This is a genomic window from Wolbachia endosymbiont (group A) of Alloplasta piceator, assembly GCF_964028505.1.
GTDB lineage: Bacteria > Pseudomonadota > Alphaproteobacteria > Rickettsiales > Anaplasmataceae > Wolbachia > Wolbachia pipientis.
The window spans coordinates 384,587-411,475 of record NZ_OZ034793.1 but is presented as its reverse complement, the minus strand read 5'-3'; the positions used below and the strand labels follow the sequence as shown (position 1 = coordinate 411,475).

Here is a 26,889-nt window from a genome sequence, read left to right as displayed (position 1 = left end):
ATGAAACAAAGATAAAAATCAAAAAACCAACTTCTCAACTACTAACCGAATTGGAGTGCTATATATTCCAGTTACTACTGTTAAAGCTGCCATAAACAATAGACAGAAAAGCATAGGAAATGGCACATCATTAATTTTGCCTAGTGTCATTCTAGTGCGTGACGTTGCATCATTTTCAAAATACATTTTCTCTACCATCTTCCACATGTATATTAGTGCAAGAAAAGAACCGGCAGCAAAAGCTATCAGGGAAATCCACGCGCGAGATTCGATAATTGCTTTCATTATATACCACTTGCTTACAAAGCCATTTGTTAAAGGCACACCGATTAATGCTAAACTGAGTAGAGTGAACGCAAGTGCTGTATAAGGCATTGATTTCTTGAGTCCCGATAAATTCTCTATTTTTGTTGTATCAAATTTGTAAGAAATACATCCTGCAGCCATAAATAAAGATGTTTTTATTATGCTGTGGTTTACTATGTGAAGAATTGCTGCAAATACACCTGTTTTTGAGTTAAAACTCAGTGCTAAAATTATATAACCAATTTGGCTAATACTAGAGTGAGCAAGCAGTCTTTTTATGTCTTTTGCGGTTATTGCAAATATCGACCCAAATACAATAGCGCAAAGTGCGAGGATAATTATCACATTGTCCAGTAGCGGCTTAAACAAGAAAAAATTTTGATGAAAAACAGTATAAAAGATTCTGATGAAAACATATATCATCACTTTTGTCACTGTGCCTGAAAAGAATATGCTAATGAAACTTGGCGCCTCACTATATGCATTAACCAGCCACCTGCTTAATGGAAACAGTGCCATTTTGATTGAGAGACCAACAAAAATGAACAACGTGCCAAGTTTTATGATGTTGTTATCGTATAATGGAACTATTCTTTCAGCCATGTCAGACATATTGAGCGTTCCAGTCATTGAATACAAGAGCCCGATGCCAAATAAATAAAATGTTGCACCTATTGTTCCACTAATTAGATATTCAAATGCTGCAACCAAGGCTTTTTTATCCCTTCCCATTGAAACTAATACATAAGAAGAAAGAGATGAAATTTCCAAGAAAACGTAAAGGTTAAATATGTCGTTTGTTACTAGAATCCCGAGCAGTCCGCTTAAGCACAGTAGAAATAGAGAGTAAAAACCAGTGATTTTGTTTTTGCTAATCTCTTTTTCGTTAATATAAAAGCTATAAAGCACACTAATCAGCGCTATAAAATTCACTAGGGTTAGAATTAAGGAATTTAACACGTCGATTCTTAACTCTATTCCATACGGAGGAGCCCAATTTCCAAGGTGATAAGTTATAATTTCACCTTTATATGTTTTAATGAGTAGTATTGATGAAATGATAAGAGTGATTGTTGTTGCAATAAAAGAAATAAACCAAGATACCTTGTGTTTCTTGGCAAGAAAGCAAAACATTGATGCAATTATTGGGATAATAACTTGTAAGATTGGTAATTGCATTAAATTGTTGTTAATATATCGTTAAAGTATTAGTATATATAATACTTTTTGTTTTAATACCCTTATGTTATCTAAAATTTGTAATGCAATAAAACGCCTATTACGAAGAGAAGATAAATTTGTAGGAAGAGATGAAAATGGAAATTCTTACTATGAATCAAGTAAAGGAAAAAGGTGGGTTATGTATAGCAGTGTTTCTGAGCCTACAACAGTGCCTCCGGAATGGCATATATGGCTTCACTATACTGATAATGTAGTACCAGTTAATAATAAAAAAAGAAAAGTAAAACATACTCCTAATTTAACGGGTACAAAAAATGCATACTATCCAAACCAAAAAGTGAAAAATTACTATAAAAGCTGGAGTCCTGATAACTAAAGATGCGAAGGTCAAATATACTTGAAATAACCGCTGGATTATTTGTATTAATTTTTACTATTTTTCTGATTTTCTTTGCTATTGATAAGCTATCTTACATAAAGAAAAACTATAAGGATTGCTATAAAATATATGGTCTTTTTGCTAACGCTAACGGTATAGGAGTTGGTGATAGTGTCAAGATCTCTGGTGTAGATGTTGGAAGCATAACTGGTGTATCACTTGACAAAGCTACCTACGTAGCACGAATCGATATGTGTATAAGCAAAGACATAAAATTGCCAATTGATAGTTCAGCTCTGATCACTAGCAGTGGAGTTGTTGGCAGTAAATTTGTTAATATATCACCTGGATCAGATATTAAACTAATCTTGCATGGTGGTAAAATAGAGTATACTCAAGCTGAAGCAAATATGGGTGGAATAATGGACAGAATTCTTGGTATGTTTATAAAGTGAAAATGGCAGGATTCAAAGTATATCCGTTCAGGTAAAGCCTCCTGTAGTTCTAAAGTATTTTAGGAGTTTGCCTTATTTCTTGCCTTTTCTACCGCTTGCTTTGGGGTTTATAGTATAGAAAGTGCCTTAACAGTTGCAGTGCATGTCTATTAATGATAAAATGAAGATTAATTCATTTTGATATTATGATTGGTTTACTGTTTTCCGTACTATTGTTCCTCTGTGGTAGTGATGCACTTGCAAAACAGGAGCCACGTTCAATAGCTGGAGATAATCACATAAAGGTAATAAATTATAACCCACAGGCTATACATAAGTATACGGGTTTTTATGGTTATCAGTCCAGTATATTGTTTGAACCAGGGGAGGTAATACAAAACCTTTCAATGGGTGATTCAACTGGTTGGCAACTCCTTCCTCAAGGTAACAGATTGTTTATTAAGCCTATAGATGATATTGCCGATACCAACGCAACTATAATTACCAATAAAAGAGTTTATTACTTTGAACTTCATGCTGAAGAAGCAACTGGACTAGATGATCCAAGATTAGCATATGAAGTAAGGTTTCTTTATCCACTATTTAGCAGTGATGAGATTTACACAACAAATAACGGTGATATCCTCGAACAAGCTAGTCATACCATTATTCCTGATATAAACGATATTGAAGTTGTAAAGAAGGGTTTAAATTTTAATTATTCCATCTCGCACGTTAAAGGCAGTCAGTCAATAATACCAATCAAGGTTTTTGATGATGGAAAATTTACATATCTACAATTCAATAAAATAAACTCTGATTTCCCGGCAGTTTTTATGGTTGATTCTGCAGGATATGAGTCTTTAGTAAATTTCCGTACAGTTGACACCTATCTGATAATCGAAAGGGTAAGTTCAGTATTTACCTTAAGGAATGGATCGAGTACAGTTTGCCTATTTAATGAAAACATGCCTTTCAAAAAAGGTAAGTGATTACTATCTAAAGGCTATAATGCCCGAGATATGGGTGCAAAGTTTTTTCTATGATGTTCTGTAATTCCATAAAGGCCAATAGCGTTAAGGTGCTCTTTTGTCCCATATCCTTTATTTTTATACCAATTATATTCAGGATGCTTATTGTGCAATTCTTGCATAAGCCGATCTCTCGTAACTTTTGCAACGATTGAAGCTGCTGCAATTGATGTACTCAAATTATCACCATTTACTATGGATTTCACTTGCCATTTCACTTCAGGTGGTTGATTACCATCAACTAGCACATAATCTAACTCTAGGTCCAAGTCTATCAACGCACGTTTCATTGAAAGTTTTGTTGCTTGCAAGATATTGTATGAATTTATTTCTTCTACGCTTGCCATTCCTATACCAAATTTTGCAACGGATATTATTTTTTCATATAGGACTTGCCTACATTGAGGAGTCAACTTTTTCGAGTCGTTGATTCCATCAATAATTGTATTTCTATCAATAAACACTACGGCTGCGGATATTACTGGACCAGCTAGCGGACCTCTTCCAACTTCATCCACTCCTGCTATCACTCCTGATAATTTATTTTCTAATGTAAAGTCTGGGTATTTCATGGGTTTTTATAATAAGAAAGTTATAGTAAAAACTGAACAGATAATAGAAATTATCCAAAATTTCATAACGATTGCATTTTCTGACCATCCCTTCTTCTCAAAGTGATGATGTATTGGTGCCATAAGAAAAACTCTTTTTCCTTCTCCATATTTAAACTTTGTATATTTAAAATATGATATCTGAATAATAACAGATAGAGTCTCTATTACAAAGATTATTCCAATAATGGCAAAAAGCATTTCTCTTTTAATTAGGACACTAGTTAACCCTAAAGCCGCACCTACCGACAAGCTACCAACATCACCCATAAATATTTTTGCTGGATGTGTGTTAAACCACAAGAAACTTAGAATAGCTCCTATAAATGCAATGCAGAATAAAGTAATATTCATATCTGCCTGAGTTATATATGCAATTAGCCCCAAAAAAGCAAAGGAAGTGATAACTTGAGTTGCAGCAAGGCCATCCAAACCATCTGTGAGATTCACAGCATTAGAAGAGCCGACAATTACAAACGCAGCAAACGGAACATATAGATAGCCAAAATCTATTATTACTCCTTTAAATGGGGACGTTTTTGTAAAACCTTCAGCAGAGTATAGCTTAAGTATAAACACACCAACCAGAGCAACAATAAACTGAATAAGTATTTTGGTTTTTGCACTTAAACCTCGATAGTGATTTGTCTTCAATTTTAAATAATCATCAATAAATCCAAGTAGAGCAAAAAATAGAGTTATCAATATCAGCAGCAAAATTTCTGGTGTTAACTGAGCCCAGAGTAAAATTGGTAATAAAGAAGAAATCAGTATTATTATTCCGCCCATAGGTGGTACATTCTTTTTTGTTATTAAATGACTTTCTGGTCCACATGATCTAATTGGTTGCCCATCTTTGCTTATTTTTTTTAGAAGCTTTATAAAATAGGGAAAAAGAATAAACCCAAAAACAAATGAGGTAAAAAATACTTTTGTAGCTAAGATCATCTGCTTACTTAAATTGACTAAGTGTCATACCACCTATAGCTAATAAAGTCAACTTCTGTCATCCTATAGCCTGACCCACAACTGTACGAACATTGTGATTTGGGCCCATCAGTAGGGTGTCATCCCAGTCTGGAATCCACAACTGTACGAACGTTGTAGTTTGGACCACCAGTGGGGTGTCATCCCAGTGCCCAGACACTGTTTCTATGCAACTTAATTAAAAACGTTTGTTTTAGTGTAAGACAATTACCTTTAGCTTATCAGCTCAGTTATAAGAGGTTGTCCGGAAACAAGTAAATTCAAGCATATTCCCTCTTTAACATAACCCTACTCATAGCTAGGTATATGAAATTCTCAGTGGATGTTGTGAGTAAATCATACTCCTTCGATAGCCTTCTATTCCTATTAACCCAAGCAAAAGTCCTTTCTACAACCCATCTTCTTGGCTGTACTTTAAACCCTTGTTCTCTTGTTGGTAGTAGCTCAGGTGGCGTATCTTTGTGCACCCAAAATCTACATGGAGGCCTTGTAACAATTTCAATATCTATGTCATATTCTTCCTTTATGTGATTCTTTGAATTTCTTCCTTGGTATCCCATGTCAGCCCACATTTTTTTAACTTTAGTATATTTTGTTCTCATATTGTTTAATGCTATTTTAATACCATCTCTATCATTTTCGTTAGCAGCGCCTACGTAATACCAATTCCCATTACAGGGCAAACAGATGGACAATGATGGAAGAAAAGCCATACTGAAGTAAGTAAAATAGCGAGGTTTAAATGGCATTAAGATCAAAATTATTGGATGAAAAAGTAGTAGAATCAGCAAAAGAAATGCTGAAGAAAGTAAGGAATAATGCATATGTTTCAAAAAAACTAAATGCTGTAATTGCAGCAAAAAAGTACAGTATAACGGCTGTAGCAAAAATATATTGCATTTCAAGAAGCGCACTAACTTCGTGGGTAAAACTCTTGAAAATTGGCAGAGAAGAAAAACTGTTTGCTCCTTCACAACGTCGTAGAAAAACTAAATTAAATCAGGCTCAACTACAGCAAATTGAAGAGTGGATAGAAGAAAATCCTAATATCACCATTAAAGAAATGAGAATAAGAATCCAGGAAAAGTTCGGATTAAATATCAGCAAATCTACAGTACACCGCCATATGCAAAAGATGAAATTCTCATATATTACACCAAGACCAGTTCATAATGGACAAGATAAAAGCAAACAAGAGGAATTCAAAAAAAAATCTCAATGGAGCTATTAGCAAGTATCCAGAAAAAGAGCTATTTTTCTTTGATGAATCACGGTTTGGCACACATTCAAAAGTTGGACATGGGTGGTTTAAAAAGGGGATTAGAACACAGGTTAAAACAAAATTAGGTAGGCAAAATTTCTATCTCTATAGTGCAGTTAATCCTAGAAATGGAGAGAGTTCTAGCTTATTTGCACCAAATGTCAACACTGATTGCATGAACATATTTCTTGAGCAAATTTCGCAATATCTAGAAACACGAGAGGCTTTTCTCGTTATGGACTGTGCTAGTTGGCATAGGTCAAAAAATTTAAAGGTACCTAAAAATATCGACATTATATACCTACCTCCATACTCACCTGAGCTAAATCCTGTTGAGAGGCTTTGGTTATATATAAAACAGAACATTTTGCGCAATAAAATATACGATACAATTGCTCTACTTGAGGGTGCTTTGTGCAAATTTATTACTTCTCTTGCCAGCTCCACAATTAAACAACTCTGCAATGTTTCCTATTTGACTGGACAACAATGAGAATTGGTATAACAACCTAGTATAAAACCCTGAGTGTCTGTAATTATATGCCTTTTTCTACCCTTTACTTTTTTACTTCCATCATAGCCTTTGATCCCCCCTTTTCTGTAGTCTTTACAGATTGACTATCTACTATACAGGCACTCGGCTGCTCATTCCTTCCTATTTTTCTTCTACTATATTTTGTAATTTCATAATTCATTTTCTCAAAAATTCCCTGCTTCTTCCATTGCCTGAACTGCTCATACACAGTCTTCCATAGCGGAAAATCATTTGGTAAATACCGCCATTGACACCCTGTACGCAATACATAGAAAATTGCTTCTAATATTTCTCTTTTGCTATACTTTGGCGGCCTTCCTCCTTTCTTGTATGATACTCTGAAGTGTTTTTCTATTCTTGCCCATTCCCTTTCGCTTAGATCTGTTGGATACTTTTTTCTCATCTTTACCCCGTACTAAAATTTCAGATATTATAGCCTTTTACTTGTTTCCGGACAACCTCTAAGTATGACGAAAATATGGATAGTGCAATTCAAAGTGGTATAATAACACAATTATCATCAACCATAGATAGTATAGACAGCAAGACAAGTAGTATAGATAGTGAACTTGCAGATCTTAGGAATTCGATTCCAGATATTGGAGAAGCTCCTCCATTACTCCATATTACTGGTGAAGAGAACGGATTGCTTTAATAAAAAAGGTAATAGCCTGATATCAGGCTGTTACCTTCTCCATATGCTATTTTAATATAGCTGAGTTAGGAAATCTATTTTAAAACTTTCGGCATATAGTTCTCATCATGTTTTGCAAACACTGTATCTGCAAGAAAAGTACTATTATCAAACATTTTACCTTGCACAACAACACCACTTTTTTCTGAAAACATTGGTGGAAGTATCCCTTGATATTTTACCACAACGCTTTTGTTAAAATCTGTCATTTGAAAAATTACTTCACTTTCGCTCCGTATCACGCTATTTTCAACAACCATTCCACCAACACGGATTAGTTTTTGACTATTTTGTAAAACTATTGCCTCACTTACTGTATAGAAAAATGAGATGTTTTCTTTGAGCGTTGTTAAAATAAAAAAGACTATGCAGCTTAAAAAGCAGAAAATTCCTGAAGTTATAAGTAATCGCTTATGTTTCTTCTTCATGATTATCTTTCAGGCTTTCTAGAATTTTTCTACTTTTAGTATAGCAAGAAATGGTAAAAATTAGCTCTCCAGCAATCAGCGTAAAACTAATAAGGTAAGCAAAAATTACATATGTATTCATAATGCATTATCAATAAATAACTCACCTGCATCAAAATAAATTAAGCTTCCATCCTTTTGCTGCAACACCAATTTACCACTTTCATCTATATCAGCAAAAATTCCTTCATACAATTTGTCAGCTAACTTTACACTGATTTGCTCATTCATTTTGAATGCTTTTTTTAACCACATTTCTCTTATAGCATAAAACCCGTCAAATAGCCATTGCTTTCTTAGCTTATTAAAATTTATTATTAATTCCTTTAACAGATCCATGTTAGACACAGATTCACCGTAATTGCTAATGCACGTTGTTCCTGGAAGTGGTGCATGATTGACATTAATTCCAATTCCTATAATGATCCAATTCGAATTGGATCTTTTTTCAAGTAATATTCCACTTATTTTCTTGCCATCAATAAGGACATCATTTGGCCACTTATACTGGAGATTTAGACCATTTATAAATGACAGTATAGCATTTCCAACAGCAAGAGCAGTAACAAAAGTCAATTCTGTTAATTTGCTAACTTGATTCATTAAACCTCTTTCTATCATCCCAGTACTTTCCCCAGTGCTTGACACATAACTATGCGAACATTGCAATTTGCAGGTGGTATGTGGTGTCATTCCAGTGCGTGACACTGGGATGACATCATCCTTGGTGGGAATACCACAACGTTTGTACAGTTGTGTGCTTGACCATTCTTCTTGATTTCTAGATTCTAGCGTCACGCGCTGGAATGACACCGAAAGCTGGCTTTCATTCAGATAATCGTTAAAGAGGTTTATTACCAAACTCGCATAAAAATTACCCTCTGGAGAAATCCAACTTTTTCCGGTACGCCCTCTACCCTCTGTTTGTTTATCAGCAACAATAATAGTTTCATTTGATATTCCTTTATCAATTAAATCCAACGCTTCTTTATTAGTGCTTGAAACTTCTTTGTAATGATGAATATGAAAGCCCTCAGGGATCACCTTGTCAGTCCTTTAGTTCAATGAGTGAGTAAAACGTACAAGAAAAGAACGAGGTTGATCAGTGAAGCCACTGAAGTGATAATGAATAGACCCTTAGAATAAGCAACCTTATTACCACTAGCTTTATCAAAATACATAGCTTTTATGATATTTAGATAATAGTAACACGATACAACACTTGCTATTACAAGGATCAAGGACAGGCTGATAAAGCCAGAATTTATTAAACTTTTGAATATAAAAAATTTAGCGATAAAACCTGCAAGTGGAGGTATTCCCGACATTGAGAGTAACAGCACAGAAAGATGAAATGCTACAATTGGGCGTTTCTTCCCTATACCAGATAAATTTGCAATATCACAATCGTCATCGTCAATTTGTACGAGATATGAGAATAGCCCTATGCTTGTGATGATATATATCACCAGATACATTAAGGCACTATCTGTTCCTGCTTGTGTAAAAATAGAAAGTGAAGCAAATATAAAACCAATGTGACCAATTGAACTGTAAGCAAGCAGCCTTTTTAAGTTTTGCTGACGTAAGGCCCCAAAAGCTGAGATAAGCACAGACAATGCTGAAACGTATAAGAAAATAGGCTGAACATAACTTTTTACATTTACTAACTCTTCATTCATCAATCGAATTAAAAATGTTACAAGTGCAGCTTTTGGGGCCGTAGAAAAAAACGCAGTTACTATGGTAGGTGCACCTTGATAGACATCTGGAGCCCACATATGAAAAGGAGCAATAGCAAGCTTGAAACACAAACCAATTAGGACAAAGACTAACCCAAAAACTATTCCATAAGTTATCTGATGGTTTTGCAAGAATGAACCGAGCTCAGAGAAATTGACTTGTCCTGTATATCCATAAAGCAGCGACATTCCATATAGCATAATGCAGGAAGATAATGCACTGAGTGTAAAATATTTCACTCCTGCTTCACATGAATAAATCGAATCTTTATTAAAGCTCGCAAGAACATACAAAGATATACTCATCAACTCAAAAGCTAAATAAAAAGAAATCAGACTATTTGCTGAAACCAAAGTTATCATGCCAAATAGCGCAAAAAGAATCAGCATTGAAAATTCATACTTATAGTCATATTTTGATAAATTCAGCATCAAAAGTATTAAAATTCCTGTGCTGAGAATTAACCCTTGGGCTGACCTGATGTATAAATTGAGTTTTAACAACGAATTAAAGAGAAAAATTTCATTGTTTTCTGCCGAAAGAATTAAAATAATCAAAGTTACCACTGTGCAGCCAAGTGCTAATAAGTTGATAGTTCGGCGGTTAAATATAATCCCAAGCAGCAGCAACACGAACGAGGAGATAATAGAGAACGTTTCCGGCAATATCTGTATATAATTCATAGCGCATTATATTTGACTAACAAATTTGCCATACATGGCTTCAAATAATTCAGTGCAAGGGTTGGGTAAAATCCAAGCAAAATAACAAACACTGCAAGCAGAATTAAGACAGAAAATTCTATGCTATCCAAACGGTTATTTAATAATTTAGAATAGCTAACCCCCCATATTATTTGCTTACATAAATTCAGCATATAAACTGCGCTTAAAATAGTGCCAAGTGCGATAAATCCTGTAAAAAACCCTATGCTCTTAAACATTCCAACCATAGCCAAAAACTCACCTATGAATCCAGATGTTCCAGGTAGCCCTATTGAAGCCATTGAAAATAAAATGAACATAAAACCAAATTTTGGCATTGTGTTTACTATGCCAAAATATTTTGCAATCTCCAAAGTTCCAGTTCGAGTATATAGCATTCCAACACACAAAAATAAAGCAGCAGAAATAAGGCCATGACTAATCATTTGAAATATGCTACCCAGTACTCCTTCCTCACAAAATGAAAAGAGGCCAGCAGTAACGATCCCCATATGTGCTATTGAAGAATAAGCTATTAACTTCTTTATATCATCTTGAGCAAACGCAACTAGCGAAGCATATATCACCGCAATAATGCTCAGCACAACAACGAAATTTGAAAAATACAAACTTGCCTGAGGAAGCATTGGAATAGAAAACCTTAAAAATCCATATCCTCCCATTTTAATAAGCAAGCCAGCTAAAATCACAGATCCAGAAGTTGGTGATTGTACATGCGCATCAGGAAGCCAAGTGTGAAATGGAAACATCGGTACTTTTATTGCAAAAGAAATAAAAAATGCAATCCACAGCAATGACTGCACTTCAAGATCAAGGCTTGGCACTAATGTAGCTAATTTTTGTATATTAAACGTCCCAAAAGTGCTATAGATGTACACCAATCCAAGTAGAAATAATAATGAGCCAGTTAATGTATAAAGAAACAACTTAAACGTTGCATATACCCTGTGTTTTCCTCCCCAAATGCCAATAATAAAGAACATTGGTATTAAAACAGCTTCAAAAAACACATAAAAGCTTATAGCATTCAGTGAAACGAAAAAACCGACTACAACACTCTCAAGCAGTAGAAATAATGCCATATAGGCTTTTAGGGTCGTATAACTCATTTTGCAGTTGTAGAGTATACAAATTACAAACAAGAAAGTTGTAAGCAGAAGGAAAAGCAACGATATACCATCTATCCCTATTCCAACATTTCTAATTGGGTAGCTGACAAACTGAAAGTCCGCATCGTTATAATCAAATTCTATACAAGCTACAATGCTAAGCAAAAATGGAAGTACAGCAAAAAATAGGGCAAGGAATCTTAAGTGTATAGATTGATGATTAATCCTGATTAAGGATAAAATCAATGCTCCTATCAGTGGAAGCAAAAATATACTAAGTAACAACACCTTCTATTTAATTCCAATAATATATAAAGCACCGATTATTAAAGTAACAAACATAATAAATGCATAATCAAATATATAACCAGTTTGTAACTTTATAGAACTTTTTGAACATTCATTAACCAACCTTACAACACCATTTGGTCCAAATGAATCAATGGCCTTAACATCAAACTTCCATAGAAGCCTAGATATAAACCTTATCGGTGCAATTATAACAAACTCATACACCTCATCAAAGTACCATTTATTCTGCAAAAACTTAAGTAAAAATTTACTCTTAATTTGCCTAATTACTTGATATTGGTAAATTAGGTACGCAAGTGCTATTCCACTTAGGCTTGTTAAGGTTGGCAGTAGTTTTATAAAGAAATTATGAACTCCATGCTCATCAATCATCACTAAACTTGATTTCCAAAACGCATTACTAGTTATGTTCAAAATATTTGCTCCCCATATTCCAGAAAATACTGATCCAAAAGCGAGTATCAGTAATGGTATAAGCATAATCTTTGGTGCCTCATGTATATTAATTTTACTTTGTTTTTGGCTGTGGAACACAAGAAGCAATAACCTCCAAGAGTAAAACGCTGTGAAGAATGCAACAACTAAGCTTATTACAAAAGCAAAGCTATCCGTGCTATAAGCATGTTCAATTATCAAATCCTTTGAATAAAAACCTGCAAATGGGAATATCCCAGAAAGCGCAAGAGATCCAATCCACATGAGAGCGTAAGTGCAAGGGATTTTCTTCCAGCAATTTCCCATTTTCTGAATGTTTTGCTCATGATGCATTGCATGAATCACATTGCCAGCACCAAGAAATAGTAGAGCTTTAAAAAAAGCGTGTGTCATTAAATGAAAAATAGCAACATTGTAAGCAGAAAGCCCACATGCCATGAACATATAACCAAGTTGACTGCAGGTTGAATAAGCAATTATTTTCTTTATATCGTTCTGAGTAATTGCAACGGTGGCTGCAAAAAAAGCAGTGAGTGCTCCAACGATAACTATTAATTCTCGTGCCACATTTGATAACTCAAACAATGGAGAACACTTTGCTACTAAAAATATACCTGCTGTTACCATCGTTGCTGCGTGAATAAGTGCAGAAACAGGAGTTGGCCCTTCCATTGCATCTGGCAACCAAACATGTAAACCAAGCTGTGCAGATTTACCCATACAGCCAATAAAAAGTAATATGCATATTATATGAGTTACTTTGAATTCACAGCAGAATGCCCTAATGTTCTGCGTGCCAAGAAGATCAGTTGTGTCAAAAACTTCAGTAAAATTCAAAGAGTGAAATGTATAATAAATAAGAAAGATTCCAATCAATAGTGCAAAGTCTCCTACCCTATTCACAACAAATGCTTTAATTGCTGCATTATTTGCAGAATATTTTTGGAACCAAAATCCTATGAGTAAATAAGAACATAGGCCAACCCCTTCCCAGCCAAAAAAAAGCTGCACGAAATTATCGCTTACAACCAGCACAATCATGCAAAACGTAAATAGCGATAGGTAAGAAAAAAACCTCGACTTCCCCTTATCATGCTCCATATAACCGATAGAGTAGAGATGTACTACCAGTGAAACGGTGGTAATAACAATAAGCATTAAGGATGAGAGAGCATCCACACTAATTGCCCAATTTACTTTTAAGATGCTCAATGAAAACAAAGGAAATAAACTCAAGTGATAATTTTCAGAGAAGGTGAGAAAAACATACCAAGATAAAACTGCAGATATTCCAATCCCTGCCGTTGTAACTAACTGACTTTTTCTAAAAAGTGCTGCAAATAGCGAACCAAAAAGTGGCAAAAATACTATTAATTTCAGTATATCCATCATACTTTCATTCTTTCATTAAATTTGCTTGTTCAACATCTATATTGCCACGGCTTCTATAATATACAACCAATATTGCAAGCCCAACTCCTGACTCTGCTGCCGCAACAGTCAACACAAACATCACAAAAATTTGCCCAACTATATCATTCATAAAGGCAGAAAAAGCAACTAAGTTGATATTAATTGCCAGCAATAATATTTCTATTGATAACAATATATTGATTATGCTCTTACGGTTGATGAAAATACCGCACACTCCAATAGTGAACAAAACAGCAGCAACTATCAAAAAGTGATTTAATCCTATTTCCATTCTACTCCTTTTCCAAATTTAGCCTTAATCAATTTTACAGATGAAGATTGTGTCAATTGCTTTAATACATTCTGTTTTTTAACTCCTTTTTTCTTGTCCTGCAAAGTAAGAGCAATTGCACCGACAATTGCAACAAGCAGCAGAATACCAGAAAGATGAAAAGCGTACATGTAGTCGGTATACAGCAAATTACCAATAGCTTTCACATTATTGGTATTATAGTTTATAACATTGCTTATATTCGGTGCTGAGCTGCGGATTACAAAGCTGATGACTAGAAAAAACACAACACACAACATAGCACCAAGAGTGCAATGCTTTGCAAAACCCTGGCGCAACCTTATGTAGTCAATATCGAGCATCATAACTACAAAGAGGAACAACACCGCAACCGCACCGATGTATACTATCATCACCATCATAGCAATGAACTCAGCTCCAAGGAGAATGAAAAGAACTGCAGAGTTAACGAAGGTGAAAATTAAAAATAATACTGCATGCACAGGATTTCTTACACTAATTACGCATACAGCAGATAAAATGCTGAGAATTGCAAAAAAATAAAAGAAAAAAGGCATCGATACTTTAACTGCAACAATAGTTACTAATTTAAAGTGACTATCGTGGTAAAGTCAATATTATATTAAACGTTTGAAAACATTGTACTACAAAGCTCCAGCTCCATTTTAAATTATTATAAAGCTGAAGAAATAGAAATGAAGGCGTACATATAAGCCATTCCAAACTCCACTTATCCACCCAACAAGCAGAAGTTCTGGTGCCAATACCTCAAATCAAGTTGTTGTTACTCGACATACACCTGAAACTACTAAAACAAAATAGATGTAAAACCTACGTTTAAATATGTAGTACTTGAGTGAAGCATTCTTTAACTGTTCTATTCAATAAAACCTTTACAATATTTCAATCATAGGTTTAACTTTACGGAGTTATAATCTATAGGGCTACGATGAACGATTATCTCTCACTGCTAAATCCAGAACAACAATCAGCTGTAACTAACATAGATGGACCAGTTTTGATACTGGCAGGAGCCGGGACGGGAAAAACAAGAACGATTACTTCAAGAATAGCACACATAATTAGAAACGGTCACGCTTATTCTGATGAGATATTAGCAGTTACATTTACAAATAAAGCAGCAAATGAGATGGTATCAAGGGTACTTGAGCTAACGGGCACAAACATACCATGGCTTGGCACTTTCCATGCAATTGCAGCAAAAATTTTGCGCATGCACGCAGAAATTGTGGGCTTAAACCCCAATTTTACAATCATTGGTGTGGATGACCAATTACAGGTAATAAAAAATATTATCAATGAAATAAATCCTGATTACCTATCAGAAAAATGTAAGACCATTATGAATATTATTCAGCAATGGAAAGAGAAGTGCTTATTGCCATCTGAAGTGGAAGATATTCAATCATTTAGGCCAGTATATGTAACTGCACTCAAGGTCTATCACCAGTATCAGGAAAGGTTGAAATTCCTTAATTCTGTCGATTTTGGTGACTTATTGCTATATAACATACAGCTCTTTAATCAAAAGACCGAAGTTCTGTCCTACTACCAAAACAAGTTTAAATATGTCATGGTAGATGAATATCAAGATACAAATGCGATACAATATCTTTGGCTAAAATACCTTGCAAAAGAGCACTCAAATATTTGCTGTGTAGGAGATGATGACCAGTCGATATATAGTTGGCGTGGTGCAGAAGTTGAAAATATTTTGAAGTTTTCTGATGATTTTAAAAATGCAAAAACCGTTAAACTAGAGTGTAACTACAGGTCAACATCCCACATACTTGCAACTGCGTCATATGTTATCAATCACAATAAGACTCGCTTAGAAAAAAAATTGTGGACAACAAACATTGAAGGGGAAAAGGTAAATCTAATAAAATTATGGGATGGGAAAGCTGAAGCAAGGTTCATAAGCGAACAGATATTGAAACTCAATAAATACAGATTTAGTGACATTGCAGTGCTGGTAAGGGCCACTTTTCAAACTAGAGTTCTCGAAGAGTATTTTATAAAATATTCAATTCCCTACAAGATTATAAGTGGCGTAAAATTCTACGAACGTCAGGAAGTCAGGGATATAATTGCATATTTAAGACTTGTTACAAACAATAACGATGACTTAGCTTTCGAAAGGATAGTAAATCGGCCAAAAAGAAGCATAGGAGCTACAACTCTAAAGAAAATATACACGACTGCTCAGGATAACAAAATTTCTTTTTTTGAGGCAGCAAAAATATTAGTTAATAGTAATCAGGTAACCGAAAGAATTAAACTCTCACTCAACGATTTTTTAAATAAAATTAAAGCTTGGGAAGAAATAGTAAGCGTAAAACCACTGCATGAATTCGTTAAAATCGTAGCAAACCAATCAGGATATATTGAAATGCTTGAAAATGAGGAGGTAACAGGCTTAGCACGAATAGAAAATGTTAAAGAGCTCATCTCATCTTTAAAAAATTTCGATAATGCCACAACTTTCTTGGAGCATATAAGTCTGGTGATGGAAGTGGATAATATGAATAACGATGACACCGTATATGTTATGACTCTTCATGCAGCCAAAGGACTTGAATTCCCGTGCGTGTTTCTACCTGGTTGGGAAGAGGGATTATTTCCTCATCAAAGATCTTTTGATGACAAAAGTGGTAAAGCTTTAGAAGAAGAAAGAAGACTTGCATATGTTGGCATAACCAGGGCAAAGGAAAGGTTAATCATTTCATGTGCAGATAGGAGGGAAATTAACAACCAGTGGCAACCGATGCGCACTTCTCGGTTCATTAAAGAATTGCCAAGAGAAAATGTTGAGGTAATTAAAAGCAACATTGCCTACTGTTGAAGCTATAATTGCAGATAAACATATCTTACAAATCTGAATTACTTCAACTATATGTTTCTCCTGGCAAAAATTCTGTAACCGTTCACACTTAATTCTTCAATCTCATACCAATTTCTATTACATAACAAACAAATAGACAATAGAAGTGAGAAGGTTATACTAATACCAATTCCCATTACAGGGCAAACAGATGGACAATGATGGAAGAAAAGCCATACTGAAGTAAGTAAAATAGCGAGGTTTAAATGGCATTAAGATCAAAATTATTGGATGAAAAAGTAGTAGAATCAGCAAAAGAAATGCTGAAGAAAGTAAGGAATAATGCATATGTTTCAAAAAAACTAAATGCTGTAATTGCAGCAAAAAAGTACAGTATAACGGCTGTAGCAAAAATATATTGCATTTCAAGAAGCGCACTAACTTCGTGGGTAAAACTCTTGAAAATTGGCAGAGAAGAAAAACTGTTTGCTCCTTCACAACGTCGTAGAAAAACTAAATTAAATCAGGCTCAACTACAGCAAATTGAAGAGTGGATAGAAGAAAATCCTAATATCACCATTAAAGAAATGAGAATAAGAATCCAGGAAAAGTTCGGATTAAATATCAGCAAATCTACAGTACACCGCCATATGCAAAAGATGAAATTCTCATATATTACACCAAGACCAGTTCATAATGGACAAGATAAAAGCAAACAAGAGGAATTCAAAAAAAAATCTCAATGGAGCTATTAGCAAGTATCCAGAAAAAGAGCTATTTTTCTTTGATGAATCACGGTTTGGCACACATTCAAAAGTTGGACATGGGTGGTTTAAAAAGGGGATTAGAACACAGGTTAAAACAAAATTAGGTAGGCAAAATTTCTATCTCTATAGTGCAGTTAATCCTAGAAATGGAGAGAGTTCTAGCTTATTTGCACCAAATGTCAACACTGATTGCATGAACATATTTCTTGAGCAAATTTCGCAATATCTAGAAACACGAGAGGCTTTTCTCGTTATGGACTGTGCTAGTTGGCATAGGTCAAAAAATTTAAAGGTACCTAAAAATATCGACATTATATACCTACCTCCATACTCACCTGAGCTAAATCCTGTTGAGAGGCTTTGGTTATATATAAAACAGAACATTTTGCGCAATAAAATATACGATACAATTGCTCTACTTGAGGGTGCTTTGTGCAAATTTATTACTTCTCTTGCCAGCTCCACAATTAAACAACTCTGCAATGTTTCCTATTTGACTGGACAACAATGAGAATTGGTATTAGTTAAAAAAAGTTTGGGAATAGAATGTGAACTTATGGAGCCATTGACATGTACCCTCAAAGCAAGCTTTTTCTAAAGCAAGGTATAAGATTTGCCATACAGGCTTTCAAGAATTTAAGCATCCAAACAGCCTATCAGGATGAACCTGAGTTGGAGAGGCTATAGACTTATTGCAGCAGATGGTTCTGGTATGAGATTACCCAGCTCTGGGGAAATTGTATCCGAGTTTGAACCAAATGGAACAACAGGCACCATTGGCAATTTGTTTGTTGATTTGTGTACTTCGCTGATTTGTAGTGCTCGTCTTGCAGCTTGGAATATAGGTGAACAAACGTTGGCGGCAGAGCAATTACCCGAAGTTATCACTCAAATGCGTTTATTAAATCAAGAGAAATTATTATTTATCTATGATCGTCTTCAGTAAAATTCATTCAGCAGCATTATGATTTGGAAGTAGATTTTATTTTTCGCTTGCAAAAAAGAAATTATAGTAAGCTATGGGAACGCTGGCGAATTAGATTTTGATTTTATATTAGAAAATGAAAAGCTAAAAAATAAAATGAAAGGACAGAAAGTAAGAGTTATAGTGCTGACATTAGCCAACTGAGAAACAGAGTTTTTGACCGAGACTTTGGAGCAAAGCTTATGTGTTAAGGTGGCACATAGAGGAAACGACTCAAAGTAGGAGCAGAGTTAGAGAATTTTTCTGGAGAGGCTGTATTACAAGAATTTTGGGCAAACTTGGTCATGTGCAATATATTATCGCTTCATATATGTGATGCACAAGGGCCTTGGAACCCAGATCAAATTACTGAGTATCGTTTAAATTTTTCAGTTTTATTTAGTGTAATGAGACAGAAACTCTATCAGGTACTTATTGCACCAAAAAACTTTCAAGCCCTTTTTAAGTATACGCGCTAAAGTTAAAATCCGACCGGGACAGCCGCAATAAAGTAGATAAGCCTAAACGCCATCATGTCTTTGGGAGAGTTTGCTAATGAAAGTTCTTAAGTTGACGTCATTGACTGTTCCGATTCGTTATATGACATAAGAGCATCATACATTTCATGCAATGTATTTGAGATGTTTTTTTCCATATGTTGATTAATATGCCCATATATTGTCGTCTCTTCCGAACACTCTGTATCTTTATGTATATGATTTTGTTGCTTTAATTCTTCTCTATCTACACTCTCTATTTGCTCTGACACTAGCATAACTACCCCATATTTTACATAACGAAATAAAAAATTCTAACTGTAGTATGCTTATATAATCTACGAAGTCAATAGTTAAATTGAAAAGTTTCGGTTATAATTTACTTCATATAGAACATGCCCTTGAATTATGCTAAAAATCGCCATAGTAGGCCTACCAAATGCTGGAAAATCGACCCTATTCAACAGATTAGTAGGAAGAAAAGCAGCAGTAGTGAGTAACATTCCAGGAGTGACAAGGGATAGGCGAGAGGGAATGGCGAGAATTAGCGATTTGGAGTTTAAAGTTATAGATACAGGAGGATGGAACGACCAAACTAATTTTTCACTACAAGTTATTGAACAAATCGAATTTTCTTTATCCAATTCAAACATAATTTTCTTTCTTGTTGATGCAAAAGTGCAAAATGAGCGAAATGAAGAGTTTGCAAAGTGGCTGAAGAGAAAAATAAATAAACCTGTAATACTAGTAGCAAATAAATGCGAGAGTCATAAATCCGAAAATGTTGATTATTTGCAGTTTTTTGATTTTCTTGGCCCGGTGTATATCTCTGCCGAGCATAATCTTGGCATGGTTGATCTTTATGATGCATTAGCTGGTGTTATTGAAAATTTTAACGAGAACACTGAGTTACCTAACAATGAACTGAGTAGGCTGAGGATCGCGATCATCGGCCGTCCGAATGTTGGAAAATCAACTTTTTTAAATGGTTTACTTGCAGAAAACAGACTAATAACAAGTTCAGAGCCAGGTACCACACGTGATTCTGTGGATATTACATATGATCATGATGGAGAGTTAATTACTCTAATTGACACTGCCGGAATCCGCAGAAAGGCGAATGTTGTAGATGGCTTAGAATCAAGATTTGTTGAGAAAAGCATGGAATCAATCAAGCGCTCTCATGTGGTAGTTTTAATGCTAGACTCCCTAGTTGGTATTGAGCAGCAGGATTTATCAATTGGTGAAGCTGCAATTAAGGGAGGGAAAGGGATTATTGTTGTTTTAAATAAGTGGGATTTAATAGGTAAGGATGACAGAAGCAGGTTAATAAAATTTGTCAAACAACAGGAAGTAACCAGGTTATTCTTGGAAGTGCCAACTATAACAATTTCTGCGTTAAAAGGCATGCGCTGCGGTGATGTGATAGATAAGTGTCTTGAAGTGAGTGAATCCTTGAACAAGAAGATCAGCACTGCAAAACTGAATAAGTGGCTCATAGATGCTGTAGGAAAACATTCTCACCCTCTTGTAAAAGGCAAAGCAGTTAAAATGAAGTATATCGCTCAAATTGGTACTAAACCTCCAGCTTTTTCTTTGATATGTAACATACCTGAAAGTGTTGATGAAAGTTACAAACGCTATTTAATTAACGATCTCAGAAAAAATTTCTTTGCAGACGGTGTGCCAGTTAGATTGCTTTTGAAAAAAAATAAAAATCCCTATGTAAAATGAATACTCTGCTTTATACTTTCAGGGGTAATTTACTTAAAGTTATGTGTAATAATTCCAGAATTCCTGCAATCTTTCTGCTGTCGAGTGCCGCTGCTCTAATTTTTGCATATGTGCTAGAATATTTTTTCAACATGCTGCCATGCAAGTTATGTACATACGAGCGAATAGTTTACTATATCGCCGGATTACTTGCAGTAGCGTGCATGCTTAAAGACAACAAAATTCTAATCTATGCAATGTTTTGCAGCTACCTCATAGGTGCAGTAATATCTTTTTATCATGTAGGTCTTGAACTCCACTTATTTCATGATGTTTTAGGTTGTACAGAGCAAGCAAGTGGTAACGTTAGTATAGAAGAGCTCAGAAATAATCTACTAAATCCTAATTACTCTCCATCTTGTGACAGACCTCATTACGTTCTAGGTGTTTCCTTAGCAACATGGAATCTAATTTATCTCATAGTAGCTCTGTTCGTATCAGGTAAGGTGTATTGTGGAGAAAGAAAGAAATCTAAATAATTTAAGGTACAGCAACAATCAGTTCTTGCAACAGGCAATTAGAGTAGATCACGCTGGAGAATATGGAGCTATTTGCATTTATTCTGGTCAAAAATTTATTCTTAAGAAATCTTCTATAATCAATGAAATAATTGAAATGGAAGAGCAGGAAAAAAAGCATTTTCACTATTTTAATGAGAAAATCAAAGAGCAAAAAGTTCGTCCTACTGTTTTGTTGCCTGTTTGGCGTGTTTTAGGAGTGTCGCTTGGCGTTGCAACTGCCATTATGGGCAAAAAAGCTGCTATGGCTTGCACTGCTGCAGTTGAAGAAGTTATCGGGGAGCACTACAAAGAGCAAGTTTCACATTTAGAAGATGGGGAATTAAGAGAAACTATAAGTAAATTTCGCGACGAGGAGTTAGAGCACAAAGATATTGCAATTCAGCACAATGCTGAAAGCGCATTTGGCTACAACATTTTATCATCATTCATAAAAACAGGCTGCAAAACTGCTATTTACTTGTCTAAGTTAATTTAACTAAGCAGCTTTCTTAAAGTGTTTTAAATGTTCTGATAACAACAGAAACCAGGAAGGAATTCAAGTGTAACAATTATTTTATAACTATATTTACATATCACCATTATTAATAAATAATTAGTATTTGTAAATTAAATACATCTAAAGTATAGACTGTAAAGGAGGCAAAAGTGCGTTTTAATTTAGAAGAGGGAAATGCTCTTATGTAATACCTGCCACAGGTTCACAACTGTACGAACATTCATTTTTGAAGGTAAATTGCACAGCAAATGGTGTCATTCCAGTCTGTAATCCAGAAATTTTGCTTAGAGGTTGTCCGGAAACAAGTAAAAGGCTATAATATCTGAAATTTTAGTACGGGGTAAAGATGAGAAAAAAGTATCCAACAGATCTAAGCGAAAGGGAATGGGCAAGAATAGAAAAACACTTCAGAGTATCATACAAGAAAGGAGGAAGGCCGCCAAAGTATAGCAAAAGAGAAATATTAGAAGCAATTTTCTATGTATTGCGTACAGGGTGTCAATGGCGGTATTTACCAAATGATTTTCCGCTATGGAAGACTGTGTATGAGCAGTTCAGGCAATGGAAGAAGCAGGGAATTTTTGAGAAAATGAATTATGAAATTACAAAATATAGTAGAAGAAAAATAGGAAGGAATGAGCAGCCGAGTGCCTGTATAGTAGATAGTCAATCTGTAAAGACTACAGAAAAGGGGGGATCAAAGGCTATGATGGAAGTAAAAAAGTAAAGGGTAGAAAAAGGCATATAATTACAGACACTCAGGGTTTTATACTAGGTTGTTACGTAGGCGCTGCTAACGAAAATGATAGAGATGGTATTAAAATAGCATTAAACAATATGAGAACAAAATATACTAAAGTTAAAAAAATGTGGGCTGACATGGGATACCAAGGAAGAAATTCAAAGAATCACATAAAGGAAGAATATGACATAGATATTGAAATTGTTACAAGGCCTCCATGTAGATTTTGGGTGCACAAAGATACGCCACCTGAGCTACTACCAACAAGAGAACAAGGGTTTAAAGTACAGCCAAGAAGATGGGTTGTAGAAAGGACTTTTGCTTGGGTTAATAGGAATAGAAGGCTATCGAAGGAGTATGATTTACTCACAACATCCACTGAGAATTTCATATACCTAGCTATGAGTAGGGTTATGTTAAAGAGGGAATATGCTTGAATTTACTAGTTTCCGGACAACCTCTTATACCAATTCCCATTACAGGGCAAACAGATGGACAATGATGGAAGAAAAGCCATACTGAAGTAAGTAAAATAGCGAGGTTTAAATGGCATTAAGATCAAAATTATTGGATGAAAAAGTAGTAGAATCAGCAAAAGAAATGCTGAAGAAAGTAAGGAATAATGCATATGTTTCAAAAAAACTAAATGCTGTAATTGCAGCAAAAAAGTACAGTATAACGGCTGTAGCAAAAATATATTGCATTTCAAGAAGCGCACTAACTTCGTGGGTAAAACTCTTGAAAATTGGCAGAGAAGAAAAACTGTTTGCTCCTTCACAACGTCGTAGAAAAACTAAATTAAATCAGGCTCAACTACAGCAAATTGAAGAGTGGATAGAAGAAAATCCTAATATCACCATTAAAGAAATGAGAATAAGAATCCAGGAAAAGTTCGGATTAAATATCAGCAAATCTACAGTACACCGCCATATGCAAAAGATGAAATTCTCATATATTACACCAAGACCAGTTCATAATGGACAAGATAAAAGCAAACAAGAGGAATTCAAAAAAAAATCTCAATGGAGCTATTAGCAAGTATCCAGAAAAAGAGCTATTTTTCTTTGATGAATCACGGTTTGGCACACATTCAAAAGTTGGACATGGGTGGTTTAAAAAGGGGATTAGAACACAGGTTAAAACAAAATTAGGTAGGCAAAATTTCTATCTCTATAGTGCAGTTAATCCTAGAAATGGAGAGAGTTCTAGCTTATTTGCACCAAATGTCAACACTGATTGCATGAACATATTTCTTGAGCAAATTTCGCAATATCTAGAAACACGAGAGGCTTTTCTCGTTATGGACTGTGCTAGTTGGCATAGGTCAAAAAATTTAAAGGTACCTAAAAATATCGACATTATATACCTACCTCCATACTCACCTGAGCTAAATCCTGTTGAGAGGCTTTGGTTATATATAAAACAGAACATTTTGCGCAATAAAATATACGATACAATTGCTCTACTTGAGGGTGCTTTGTGCAAATTTATTACTTCTCTTGCCAGCTCCACAATTAAACAACTCTGCAATGTTTCCTATTTGACTGGACAACAATGAGAATTGGTATCAGAGGTTGTCCGGAAACTAGTAAATTCAAGCATATTCCCTCTTTAACATAACCCTACTCATAGCTAGGTATATGAAATTCTCAGTGGATGTTGTGAGTAAATCATACTCCTTCGATAGCCTTCTATTCCTATTAACCCAAGCAAAAGTCCTTTCTACAACCCATCTTCTTGGCTGTACTTTAAACCCTTGTTCTCTTGTTGGTAGTAGCTCAGGTGGCGTATCTTTGTGCACCCAAAATCTACATGGAGGCCTTGTAACAATTTCAATATCTATGTCATATTCTTCCTTTATGTGATTCTTTGAATTTCTTCCTTGGTATCCCATGTCAGCCCACATTTTTTTAACTTTAGTATATTTTGTTCTCATATTGTTTAATGCTATTTTAATACCATCTCTATCATTTTCGTTAGCAGCGCCTACGTAACAACCTAGTATAAAACCCTGAGTGTCTGTAATTATATGCCTTTTTCTACCCTTTACTTTTTTACTTCCATCATAGCCTTTGATCCCCCCTTTTCTGTAGTCTTTACAGATTGACTATCTACTATACAGGCACTCGGCTGCTCATTCCTTCCTATTTTTCTTCTACTATATTTTGTAATTTCATAATTCATTTTCTCAAAAATTCCCTGCTTCTTCCATTGCCTGAACTGCTCATACACAGTCTTCCATAGCGGAAAATCATTTGGTAAATACCGCCATTGACACCCTGTACGCAATACATAGAAAATTGCTTCTAATATTTCTCTTTTGCTATACTTTGGCGGCCTTCCTCCTTTCTTGTATGATACTCTGAAGTGTTTTTCTATTCTTGCCCATTCCCTTTCGCTTAGATCTGTTGGATACTTTTTTCTCATCTTTACCCCGTACTAAAATTTCAGATATTATAGCCTTTTACTTGTTTCCGGACAACCTCTGATACCAATTCTCATTGTTGTCCAGTCAAATAGGAAACATTGCAGAGTTGTTTAATTGTGGAGCTGGCAAGAGAAGTAATAAATTTGCACAAAGCACCCTCAAGTAGAGCAATTGTATCGTATATTTTATTGCGCAAAATGTTCTGTTTTATATATAACCAAAGCCTCTCAACAGGATTTAGCTCAGGTGAGTATGGAGGTAGGTATATAATGTCGATATTTTTAGGTACCTTTAAATTTTTTGACCTATGCCAACTAGCACAGTCCATAACGAGAAAAGCCTCTCGTGTTTCTAGATATTGCGAAATTTGCTCAAGAAATATGTTCATGCAATCAGTGTTGACATTTGGTGCAAATAAGCTAGAACTCTCTCCATTTCTAGGATTAACTGCACTATAGAGATAGAAATTTTGCCTACCTAATTTTGTTTTAACCTGTGTTCTAATCCCCTTTTTAAACCACCCATGTCCAACTTTTGAATGTGTGCCAAACCGTGATTCATCAAAGAAAAATAGCTCTTTTTCTGGATACTTGCTAATAGCTCCATTGAGATTTTTTTTTGAATTCCTCTTGTTTGCTTTTATCTTGTCCATTATGAACTGGTCTTGGTGTAATATATGAGAATTTCATCTTTTGCATATGGCGGTGTACTGTAGATTTGCTGATATTTAATCCGAACTTTTCCTGGATTCTTATTCTCATTTCTTTAATGGTGATATTAGGATTTTCTTCTATCCACTCTTCAATTTGCTGTAGTTGAGCCTGATTTAATTTAGTTTTTCTACGACGTTGTGAAGGAGCAAACAGTTTTTCTTCTCTGCCAATTTTCAAGAGTTTTACCCACGAAGTTAGTGCGCTTCTTGAAATGCAATATATTTTTGCTACAGCCGTTATACTGTACTTTTTTGCTGCAATTACAGCATTTAGTTTTTTTGAAACATATGCATTATTCCTTACTTTCTTCAGCATTTCTTTTGCTGATTCTACTACTTTTTCATCCAATAATTTTGATCTTAATGCCATTTAAACCTCGCTATTTTACTTACTTCAGTATGGCTTTTCTTCCATCATTGTCCATCTGTTTGCCCTGTAATGGGAATTGGTATAACTACCTTACTGCCATCTGCTTGCTGAATAGGGGATTTCATCCACCTTTCAACATACAGTATGACCCATTTGCAGTCTGTGTGCTTCTTGATAGCCTGCAGTGCTAAATTGTGGTCCAGATTGTCGAAAAATCCTGTAACATCAACAGCTTTCTTGGTAATCGTATCCTGTCTCCAATAAACAGCGGTTTTGCTATGTATCCTTGATCAGCAAAAAACTTACGTAAAGTTGGAGCCTTGTATTTAGCTTGAGTGAAAAGATTTAGAGCACCATCACGATCTTGAACACTTGCACTATGAACATCAGCCGCAATAATTAAGCCCACTGTATCTACAACAATATGACGTTTTCTACCCTTTATTTTTTTTTCAGCATCATATCCTCTGGATCCCCTTTTTGAGTGGTTTTTACTGATTGACTGTCAATTATTCCTACTGAAGGTGTTTCATTTTTACCAAACATTTTTCTTACCTCTTTTACTAGCATATTATGTATTTTTTCCAATTTGCCATTACTACGTCACCTGAGAAAATAGTCATACACCGTCTTCCATGGAGGAAAATCTTTCGGCAGCATTCTCCATTGACAACCACCTCTCATTATATACCTTATTGCATTAATAATTGTTCTGATATTGTGCTTTCTTGGCCTCCCTATCTTTCCTTGTGCAACATGTGGCTCCAAAATTTCCCATTCCTTATCACTTATATCACTTGGATACAATTTTCCCTCCTATTTTTTACTTACACTATC

Annotated in this window: 29 protein-coding genes and 3 pseudogenes; 13 read left to right on the top strand and 19 right to left on the bottom strand. The window is 35.0% G+C overall.

The genetic code is table 11. The features are described from left to right. Positions 1 to 18: 18 nt before the first annotated feature. On the bottom strand, positions 19 to 1,485 hold the full coding sequence (locus ABWU31_RS02015) for a proton-conducting transporter membrane subunit (RefSeq protein ID WP_065094850.1): 1,467 nt from the start codon (positions 1,483 to 1,485) through the stop codon (positions 19 to 21). Positions 1,486 to 1,549: 64 nt separating this feature from the next. Between ABWU31_RS02015 and ABWU31_RS02010 the strand changes: the two genes are divergently transcribed. The 3 genes from ABWU31_RS02010 (at position 1,550) to virB9 (ending at position 3,293) form a co-directional block, all read left to right on the top strand. Next, a complete protein-coding gene (locus ABWU31_RS02010; protein WP_006280055.1) occupies positions 1,550 to 1,864 on the top strand; it encodes an NADH-ubiquinone oxidoreductase subunit NDUFA12 family protein in 315 nt (104 codons plus the stop codon). Between the two features lie 2 nt (positions 1,865 to 1,866). Then, on the top strand, positions 1,867 to 2,322 hold the full coding sequence (gene mlaD / locus ABWU31_RS02005) for an outer membrane lipid asymmetry maintenance protein MlaD (protein WP_006280054.1): 456 nt from the start codon (positions 1,867 to 1,869) through the stop codon (positions 2,320 to 2,322). Between the two features lie 185 nt (positions 2,323 to 2,507). Beyond that, a complete protein-coding gene (gene virB9, locus ABWU31_RS02000) occupies positions 2,508 to 3,293 on the top strand; it encodes a P-type conjugative transfer protein VirB9 (protein ID WP_338482565.1) in 786 nt (261 codons plus the stop codon). A 14-nt stretch (positions 3,294 to 3,307) separates the two neighbouring features. Here the strand turns inward: virB9 and ABWU31_RS01995 are convergent, their stop codons facing one another. The 3 genes and pseudogenes from ABWU31_RS01995 to ABWU31_RS01985 form a co-directional block, all read right to left on the bottom strand. Next, positions 3,308 to 3,904, bottom strand: coding sequence for a ribonuclease HII (locus tag ABWU31_RS01995; RefSeq protein ID WP_015589381.1), 597 nt, complete (start codon positions 3,902 to 3,904; stop codon positions 3,308 to 3,310). A 6-nt stretch (positions 3,905 to 3,910) separates the two neighbouring features. Further along, positions 3,911 to 4,891: a phospho-N-acetylmuramoyl-pentapeptide-transferase gene (gene mraY / locus ABWU31_RS01990; protein ID WP_353271301.1), complete on the bottom strand. Its 981-nt coding sequence runs from the start codon at positions 4,889 to 4,891 to the stop codon at positions 3,911 to 3,913. A 299-nt stretch (positions 4,892 to 5,190) separates the two neighbouring features. Further along, positions 5,191 to 5,589 (bottom strand): annotated as a pseudogene (locus ABWU31_RS01985) (IS5-like element ISWpi1 family transposase); the annotation flags it as partial. An 83-nt stretch (positions 5,590 to 5,672) separates the two neighbouring features. Here ABWU31_RS01985 and ABWU31_RS01980 point away from each other — a divergent pair. Further along, a protein-coding gene (locus ABWU31_RS01980) for an IS630 family transposase (RefSeq protein WP_265029767.1) occupies positions 5,673 to 6,684 on the top strand; the annotation gives its coding sequence in 2 pieces (ribosomal slippage) (positions 5,673 to 6,134 and positions 6,136 to 6,684; 1,011 coding nt in all). Here ABWU31_RS01980 and ABWU31_RS01975 read toward each other — a convergent pair. Further along, positions 6,684 to 7,129, bottom strand: a pseudogene (locus ABWU31_RS01975) (IS5 family transposase); the annotation flags it as partial. The gene ABWU31_RS01980 and the pseudogene ABWU31_RS01975 overlap by 1 nt on opposite strands. Positions 7,130 to 7,204: 75 nt before the next feature. Between ABWU31_RS01975 and ABWU31_RS01970 the strand changes: the two are divergent. Then, the gene (locus ABWU31_RS01970) at positions 7,205 to 7,381 is read left to right on the top strand and encodes a hypothetical protein (protein WP_265026908.1); all 177 of its coding nucleotides are present in this window, start codon (positions 7,205 to 7,207) and stop codon (positions 7,379 to 7,381) included. A 74-nt stretch (positions 7,382 to 7,455) separates the two neighbouring features. Here the strand turns inward: ABWU31_RS01970 and ccmE are convergent, their stop codons facing one another. From ccmE to ABWU31_RS01930, 8 genes are read right to left on the bottom strand one after another with little or no spacing between them, the layout of a single operon-like run. Then, positions 7,456 to 7,848, bottom strand: a complete 393-nt coding sequence (ccmE, locus tag ABWU31_RS01965; protein ID WP_006279588.1) for a cytochrome c maturation protein CcmE — start codon at positions 7,846 to 7,848, stop codon at positions 7,456 to 7,458. Next, positions 7,832 to 7,969, bottom strand: a complete 138-nt coding sequence (locus tag ABWU31_RS01960; protein ID WP_006279587.1) for a hypothetical protein — start codon at positions 7,967 to 7,969, stop codon at positions 7,832 to 7,834. Before ABWU31_RS01960 ends, ccmE begins: the two co-directional genes overlap by 17 nt. Beyond that, positions 7,966 to 8,931 (bottom strand): biotin--[acetyl-CoA-carboxylase] ligase, encoded by a 966-nt coding sequence (locus ABWU31_RS01955; protein ID WP_353271300.1) that lies wholly within the window; start codon positions 8,929 to 8,931, stop codon positions 7,966 to 7,968. Before ABWU31_RS01955 ends, ABWU31_RS01960 begins: the two co-directional genes overlap by 4 nt. Before the next feature lie 17 nt (positions 8,932 to 8,948). Then, complete coding sequence (locus ABWU31_RS01950) at positions 8,949 to 10,313, bottom strand: NADH-quinone oxidoreductase subunit N (RefSeq protein ID WP_236514391.1); 1,365 nt, start codon at positions 10,311 to 10,313, stop codon at positions 8,949 to 8,951. Further along, positions 10,310 to 11,752, bottom strand: coding sequence for a NuoM family protein (locus ABWU31_RS01945; RefSeq protein ID WP_006279584.1), 1,443 nt, complete (start codon positions 11,750 to 11,752; stop codon positions 10,310 to 10,312). Before ABWU31_RS01945 ends, ABWU31_RS01950 begins: the two co-directional genes overlap by 4 nt. A 3-nt stretch (positions 11,753 to 11,755) precedes the next feature. After that, positions 11,756 to 13,603 carry an NADH-quinone oxidoreductase subunit L gene (gene nuoL, locus ABWU31_RS01940; RefSeq protein ID WP_049973600.1) on the bottom strand — a complete coding sequence of 616 codons (1,848 nt, stop codon included), beginning with the start codon at positions 13,601 to 13,603 and terminating at the stop codon, positions 11,756 to 11,758. A 4-nt stretch (positions 13,604 to 13,607) separates the two neighbouring features. After that, a complete protein-coding gene (nuoK, locus tag ABWU31_RS01935; RefSeq protein ID WP_006012916.1) occupies positions 13,608 to 13,916 on the bottom strand; it encodes an NADH-quinone oxidoreductase subunit NuoK in 309 nt (102 codons plus the stop codon). Beyond that, positions 13,907 to 14,494 (bottom strand): NADH-quinone oxidoreductase subunit J, encoded by a 588-nt coding sequence (locus ABWU31_RS01930; protein ID WP_006279581.1) that lies wholly within the window; start codon positions 14,492 to 14,494, stop codon positions 13,907 to 13,909. Before ABWU31_RS01930 ends, nuoK begins: the two co-directional genes overlap by 10 nt. Before the next feature lie 392 nt (positions 14,495 to 14,886). Here ABWU31_RS01930 and ABWU31_RS01925 point away from each other — a divergent pair, with 392 nt between their 5' ends. The 3 genes and pseudogenes from ABWU31_RS01925 to ABWU31_RS01915 form a co-directional block, all read left to right on the top strand. Next, positions 14,887 to 16,803: an ATP-dependent helicase gene (locus ABWU31_RS01925; RefSeq protein WP_264705275.1), complete on the top strand. Its 1,917-nt coding sequence runs from the start codon at positions 14,887 to 14,889 to the stop codon at positions 16,801 to 16,803. A gap of 245 nt (positions 16,804 to 17,048) precedes the next feature. Next, positions 17,049 to 18,060, top strand: a protein-coding gene (locus tag ABWU31_RS01920) for an IS630 family transposase (RefSeq protein WP_265029767.1) whose coding sequence is annotated in 2 segments (ribosomal slippage) — positions 17,049 to 17,510 and positions 17,512 to 18,060 — 1,011 coding nt in all. Because the reading frame shifts where the segments join, the coding sequence is not laid out codon by codon here. Positions 18,061 to 18,063: 3 nt separating this feature from the next. Next, positions 18,064 to 19,069, top strand: a pseudogene (locus ABWU31_RS01915) (transposase); the annotation flags it as partial. A gap of 9 nt (positions 19,070 to 19,078) precedes the next feature. On the opposite strand, the gene ABWU31_RS01910 reads toward ABWU31_RS01915, so the two are convergent. Further along, positions 19,079 to 19,288: a hypothetical protein gene (locus ABWU31_RS01910; protein WP_353271299.1), complete on the bottom strand. Its 210-nt coding sequence runs from the start codon at positions 19,286 to 19,288 to the stop codon at positions 19,079 to 19,081. A gap of 130 nt (positions 19,289 to 19,418) precedes the next feature. Here ABWU31_RS01910 and der point away from each other — a divergent pair, with 130 nt between their 5' ends. The 5 genes from der (at position 19,419) to ABWU31_RS01885 (ending at position 24,100) form a co-directional block, all read left to right on the top strand. Then, positions 19,419 to 20,744 carry a ribosome biogenesis GTPase Der gene (gene der / locus ABWU31_RS01905; protein ID WP_353271298.1) on the top strand — a complete coding sequence of 442 codons (1,326 nt, stop codon included), beginning with the start codon at positions 19,419 to 19,421 and terminating at the stop codon, positions 20,742 to 20,744. Then, positions 20,741 to 21,262: a disulfide bond formation protein B gene (locus ABWU31_RS01900; RefSeq protein WP_077188363.1), complete on the top strand. Its 522-nt coding sequence runs from the start codon at positions 20,741 to 20,743 to the stop codon at positions 21,260 to 21,262. The genes der and ABWU31_RS01900 overlap by 4 nt, the downstream gene beginning before the upstream one ends. Then, the gene (locus ABWU31_RS01895; protein WP_006279362.1) at positions 21,237 to 21,779 is read left to right on the top strand and encodes a demethoxyubiquinone hydroxylase family protein; all 543 of its coding nucleotides are present in this window, start codon (positions 21,237 to 21,239) and stop codon (positions 21,777 to 21,779) included. Before ABWU31_RS01900 ends, ABWU31_RS01895 begins: the two co-directional genes overlap by 26 nt. 367 nt (positions 21,780 to 22,146) lie before the next feature. Further along, positions 22,147 to 22,979 (top strand): IS5-like element ISWpi1 family transposase gene (locus tag ABWU31_RS01890; RefSeq protein WP_353271062.1). Its coding sequence is split into 2 segments (ribosomal slippage): positions 22,147 to 22,516 and positions 22,516 to 22,979, totalling 834 coding nucleotides; the frame shifts between segments, so codons are not numbered across the junction. A gap of 109 nt (positions 22,980 to 23,088) precedes the next feature. Beyond that, a protein-coding gene (locus ABWU31_RS01885; RefSeq protein WP_265029767.1) for an IS630 family transposase occupies positions 23,089 to 24,100 on the top strand; the annotation gives its coding sequence in 2 pieces (ribosomal slippage) (positions 23,089 to 23,550 and positions 23,552 to 24,100; 1,011 coding nt in all). 36 nt (positions 24,101 to 24,136) lie between these two features. On the opposite strand, the gene ABWU31_RS01880 is transcribed toward ABWU31_RS01885, so the two are convergent. The 5 genes from ABWU31_RS01880 to ABWU31_RS01860 form a co-directional block, all read right to left on the bottom strand. Beyond that, a protein-coding gene (locus tag ABWU31_RS01880) for an IS5-like element ISWpi1 family transposase (RefSeq protein WP_353271062.1) occupies positions 24,137 to 24,969 on the bottom strand; the annotation gives its coding sequence in 2 pieces (ribosomal slippage) (positions 24,137 to 24,600 and positions 24,600 to 24,969; 834 coding nt in all). A gap of 71 nt (positions 24,970 to 25,040) precedes the next feature. Then, positions 25,041 to 26,052 (bottom strand): IS630 family transposase gene (locus tag ABWU31_RS01875; protein WP_265029767.1). Its coding sequence is split into 2 segments (ribosomal slippage): positions 25,041 to 25,589 and positions 25,591 to 26,052, totalling 1,011 coding nucleotides; the frame shifts between segments, so codons are not numbered across the junction. Positions 26,053 to 26,239: 187 nt separating this feature from the next. Beyond that, on the bottom strand, positions 26,240 to 26,476 hold the full coding sequence (locus ABWU31_RS01870; RefSeq protein WP_238513961.1) for a hypothetical protein: 237 nt from the start codon (positions 26,474 to 26,476) through the stop codon (positions 26,240 to 26,242). A 17-nt stretch (positions 26,477 to 26,493) separates the two neighbouring features. Then, positions 26,494 to 26,622: a hypothetical protein gene (locus tag ABWU31_RS01865; RefSeq protein WP_255317429.1), complete on the bottom strand. Its 129-nt coding sequence runs from the start codon at positions 26,620 to 26,622 to the stop codon at positions 26,494 to 26,496. 33 nt (positions 26,623 to 26,655) lie between these two features. Beyond that, positions 26,656 to 26,859, bottom strand: a complete 204-nt coding sequence (locus ABWU31_RS01860; RefSeq protein ID WP_007549940.1) for an IS5 family transposase — start codon at positions 26,857 to 26,859, stop codon at positions 26,656 to 26,658. Between the last annotated feature and the right edge of the window lie 30 nt (positions 26,860 to 26,889).

Excerpts from the sequence above, each read along its gene's own strand:
- ABWU31_RS02015 (WP_065094850.1), bottom strand. The coding sequence starts at position 1,485 with ATGCAATTACCAATCTTACAAGTTATTATCCCAATAATTGCATCAATG.
- ABWU31_RS02010 (WP_006280055.1), top strand. The coding sequence starts at position 1,550 with ATGTTATCTAAAATTTGTAATGCAATAAAACGCCTATTACGAAGAGAA.
- mlaD (WP_006280054.1), top strand. The coding sequence starts at position 1,867 with ATGCGAAGGTCAAATATACTTGAAATAACCGCTGGATTATTTGTATTA.
- virB9 (WP_338482565.1), top strand. The coding sequence starts at position 2,508 with ATGATTGGTTTACTGTTTTCCGTACTATTGTTCCTCTGTGGTAGTGAT.
- ABWU31_RS01995 (WP_015589381.1), bottom strand. The coding sequence starts at position 3,904 with ATGAAATACCCAGACTTTACATTAGAAAATAAATTATCAGGAGTGATA.
- mraY (WP_353271301.1), bottom strand. The coding sequence starts at position 4,891 with ATGATCTTAGCTACAAAAGTATTTTTTACCTCATTTGTTTTTGGGTTT.
- ABWU31_RS01970 (WP_265026908.1), top strand. The coding sequence starts at position 7,205 with ATGGATAGTGCAATTCAAAGTGGTATAATAACACAATTATCATCAACC.
- ccmE (WP_006279588.1), bottom strand. The coding sequence starts at position 7,848 with ATGAAGAAGAAACATAAGCGATTACTTATAACTTCAGGAATTTTCTGC.
- ABWU31_RS01960 (WP_006279587.1), bottom strand. The coding sequence starts at position 7,969 with ATGAATACATATGTAATTTTTGCTTACCTTATTAGTTTTACGCTGATT.
- ABWU31_RS01950 (WP_236514391.1), bottom strand. The coding sequence starts at position 10,313 with ATGAATTATATACAGATATTGCCGGAAACGTTCTCTATTATCTCCTCG.
- nuoL (WP_049973600.1), bottom strand. The coding sequence starts at position 13,603 with ATGATGGATATACTGAAATTAATAGTATTTTTGCCACTTTTTGGTTCG.
- nuoK (WP_006012916.1), bottom strand. The coding sequence starts at position 13,916 with ATGGAAATAGGATTAAATCACTTTTTGATAGTTGCTGCTGTTTTGTTC.
- ABWU31_RS01930 (WP_006279581.1), bottom strand. The coding sequence starts at position 14,494 with ATGCCTTTTTTCTTTTATTTTTTTGCAATTCTCAGCATTTTATCTGCT.
- ABWU31_RS01925 (WP_264705275.1), top strand. The coding sequence starts at position 14,887 with ATGAACGATTATCTCTCACTGCTAAATCCAGAACAACAATCAGCTGTA.
- ABWU31_RS01910 (WP_353271299.1), bottom strand. The coding sequence starts at position 19,288 with ATGCTAGTGTCAGAGCAAATAGAGAGTGTAGATAGAGAAGAATTAAAG.
- der (WP_353271298.1), top strand. The coding sequence starts at position 19,419 with ATGCTAAAAATCGCCATAGTAGGCCTACCAAATGCTGGAAAATCGACC.
- ABWU31_RS01900 (WP_077188363.1), top strand. The coding sequence starts at position 20,741 with ATGAATACTCTGCTTTATACTTTCAGGGGTAATTTACTTAAAGTTATG.
- ABWU31_RS01865 (WP_255317429.1), bottom strand. The coding sequence starts at position 26,622 with ATGCTAGTAAAAGAGGTAAGAAAAATGTTTGGTAAAAATGAAACACCT.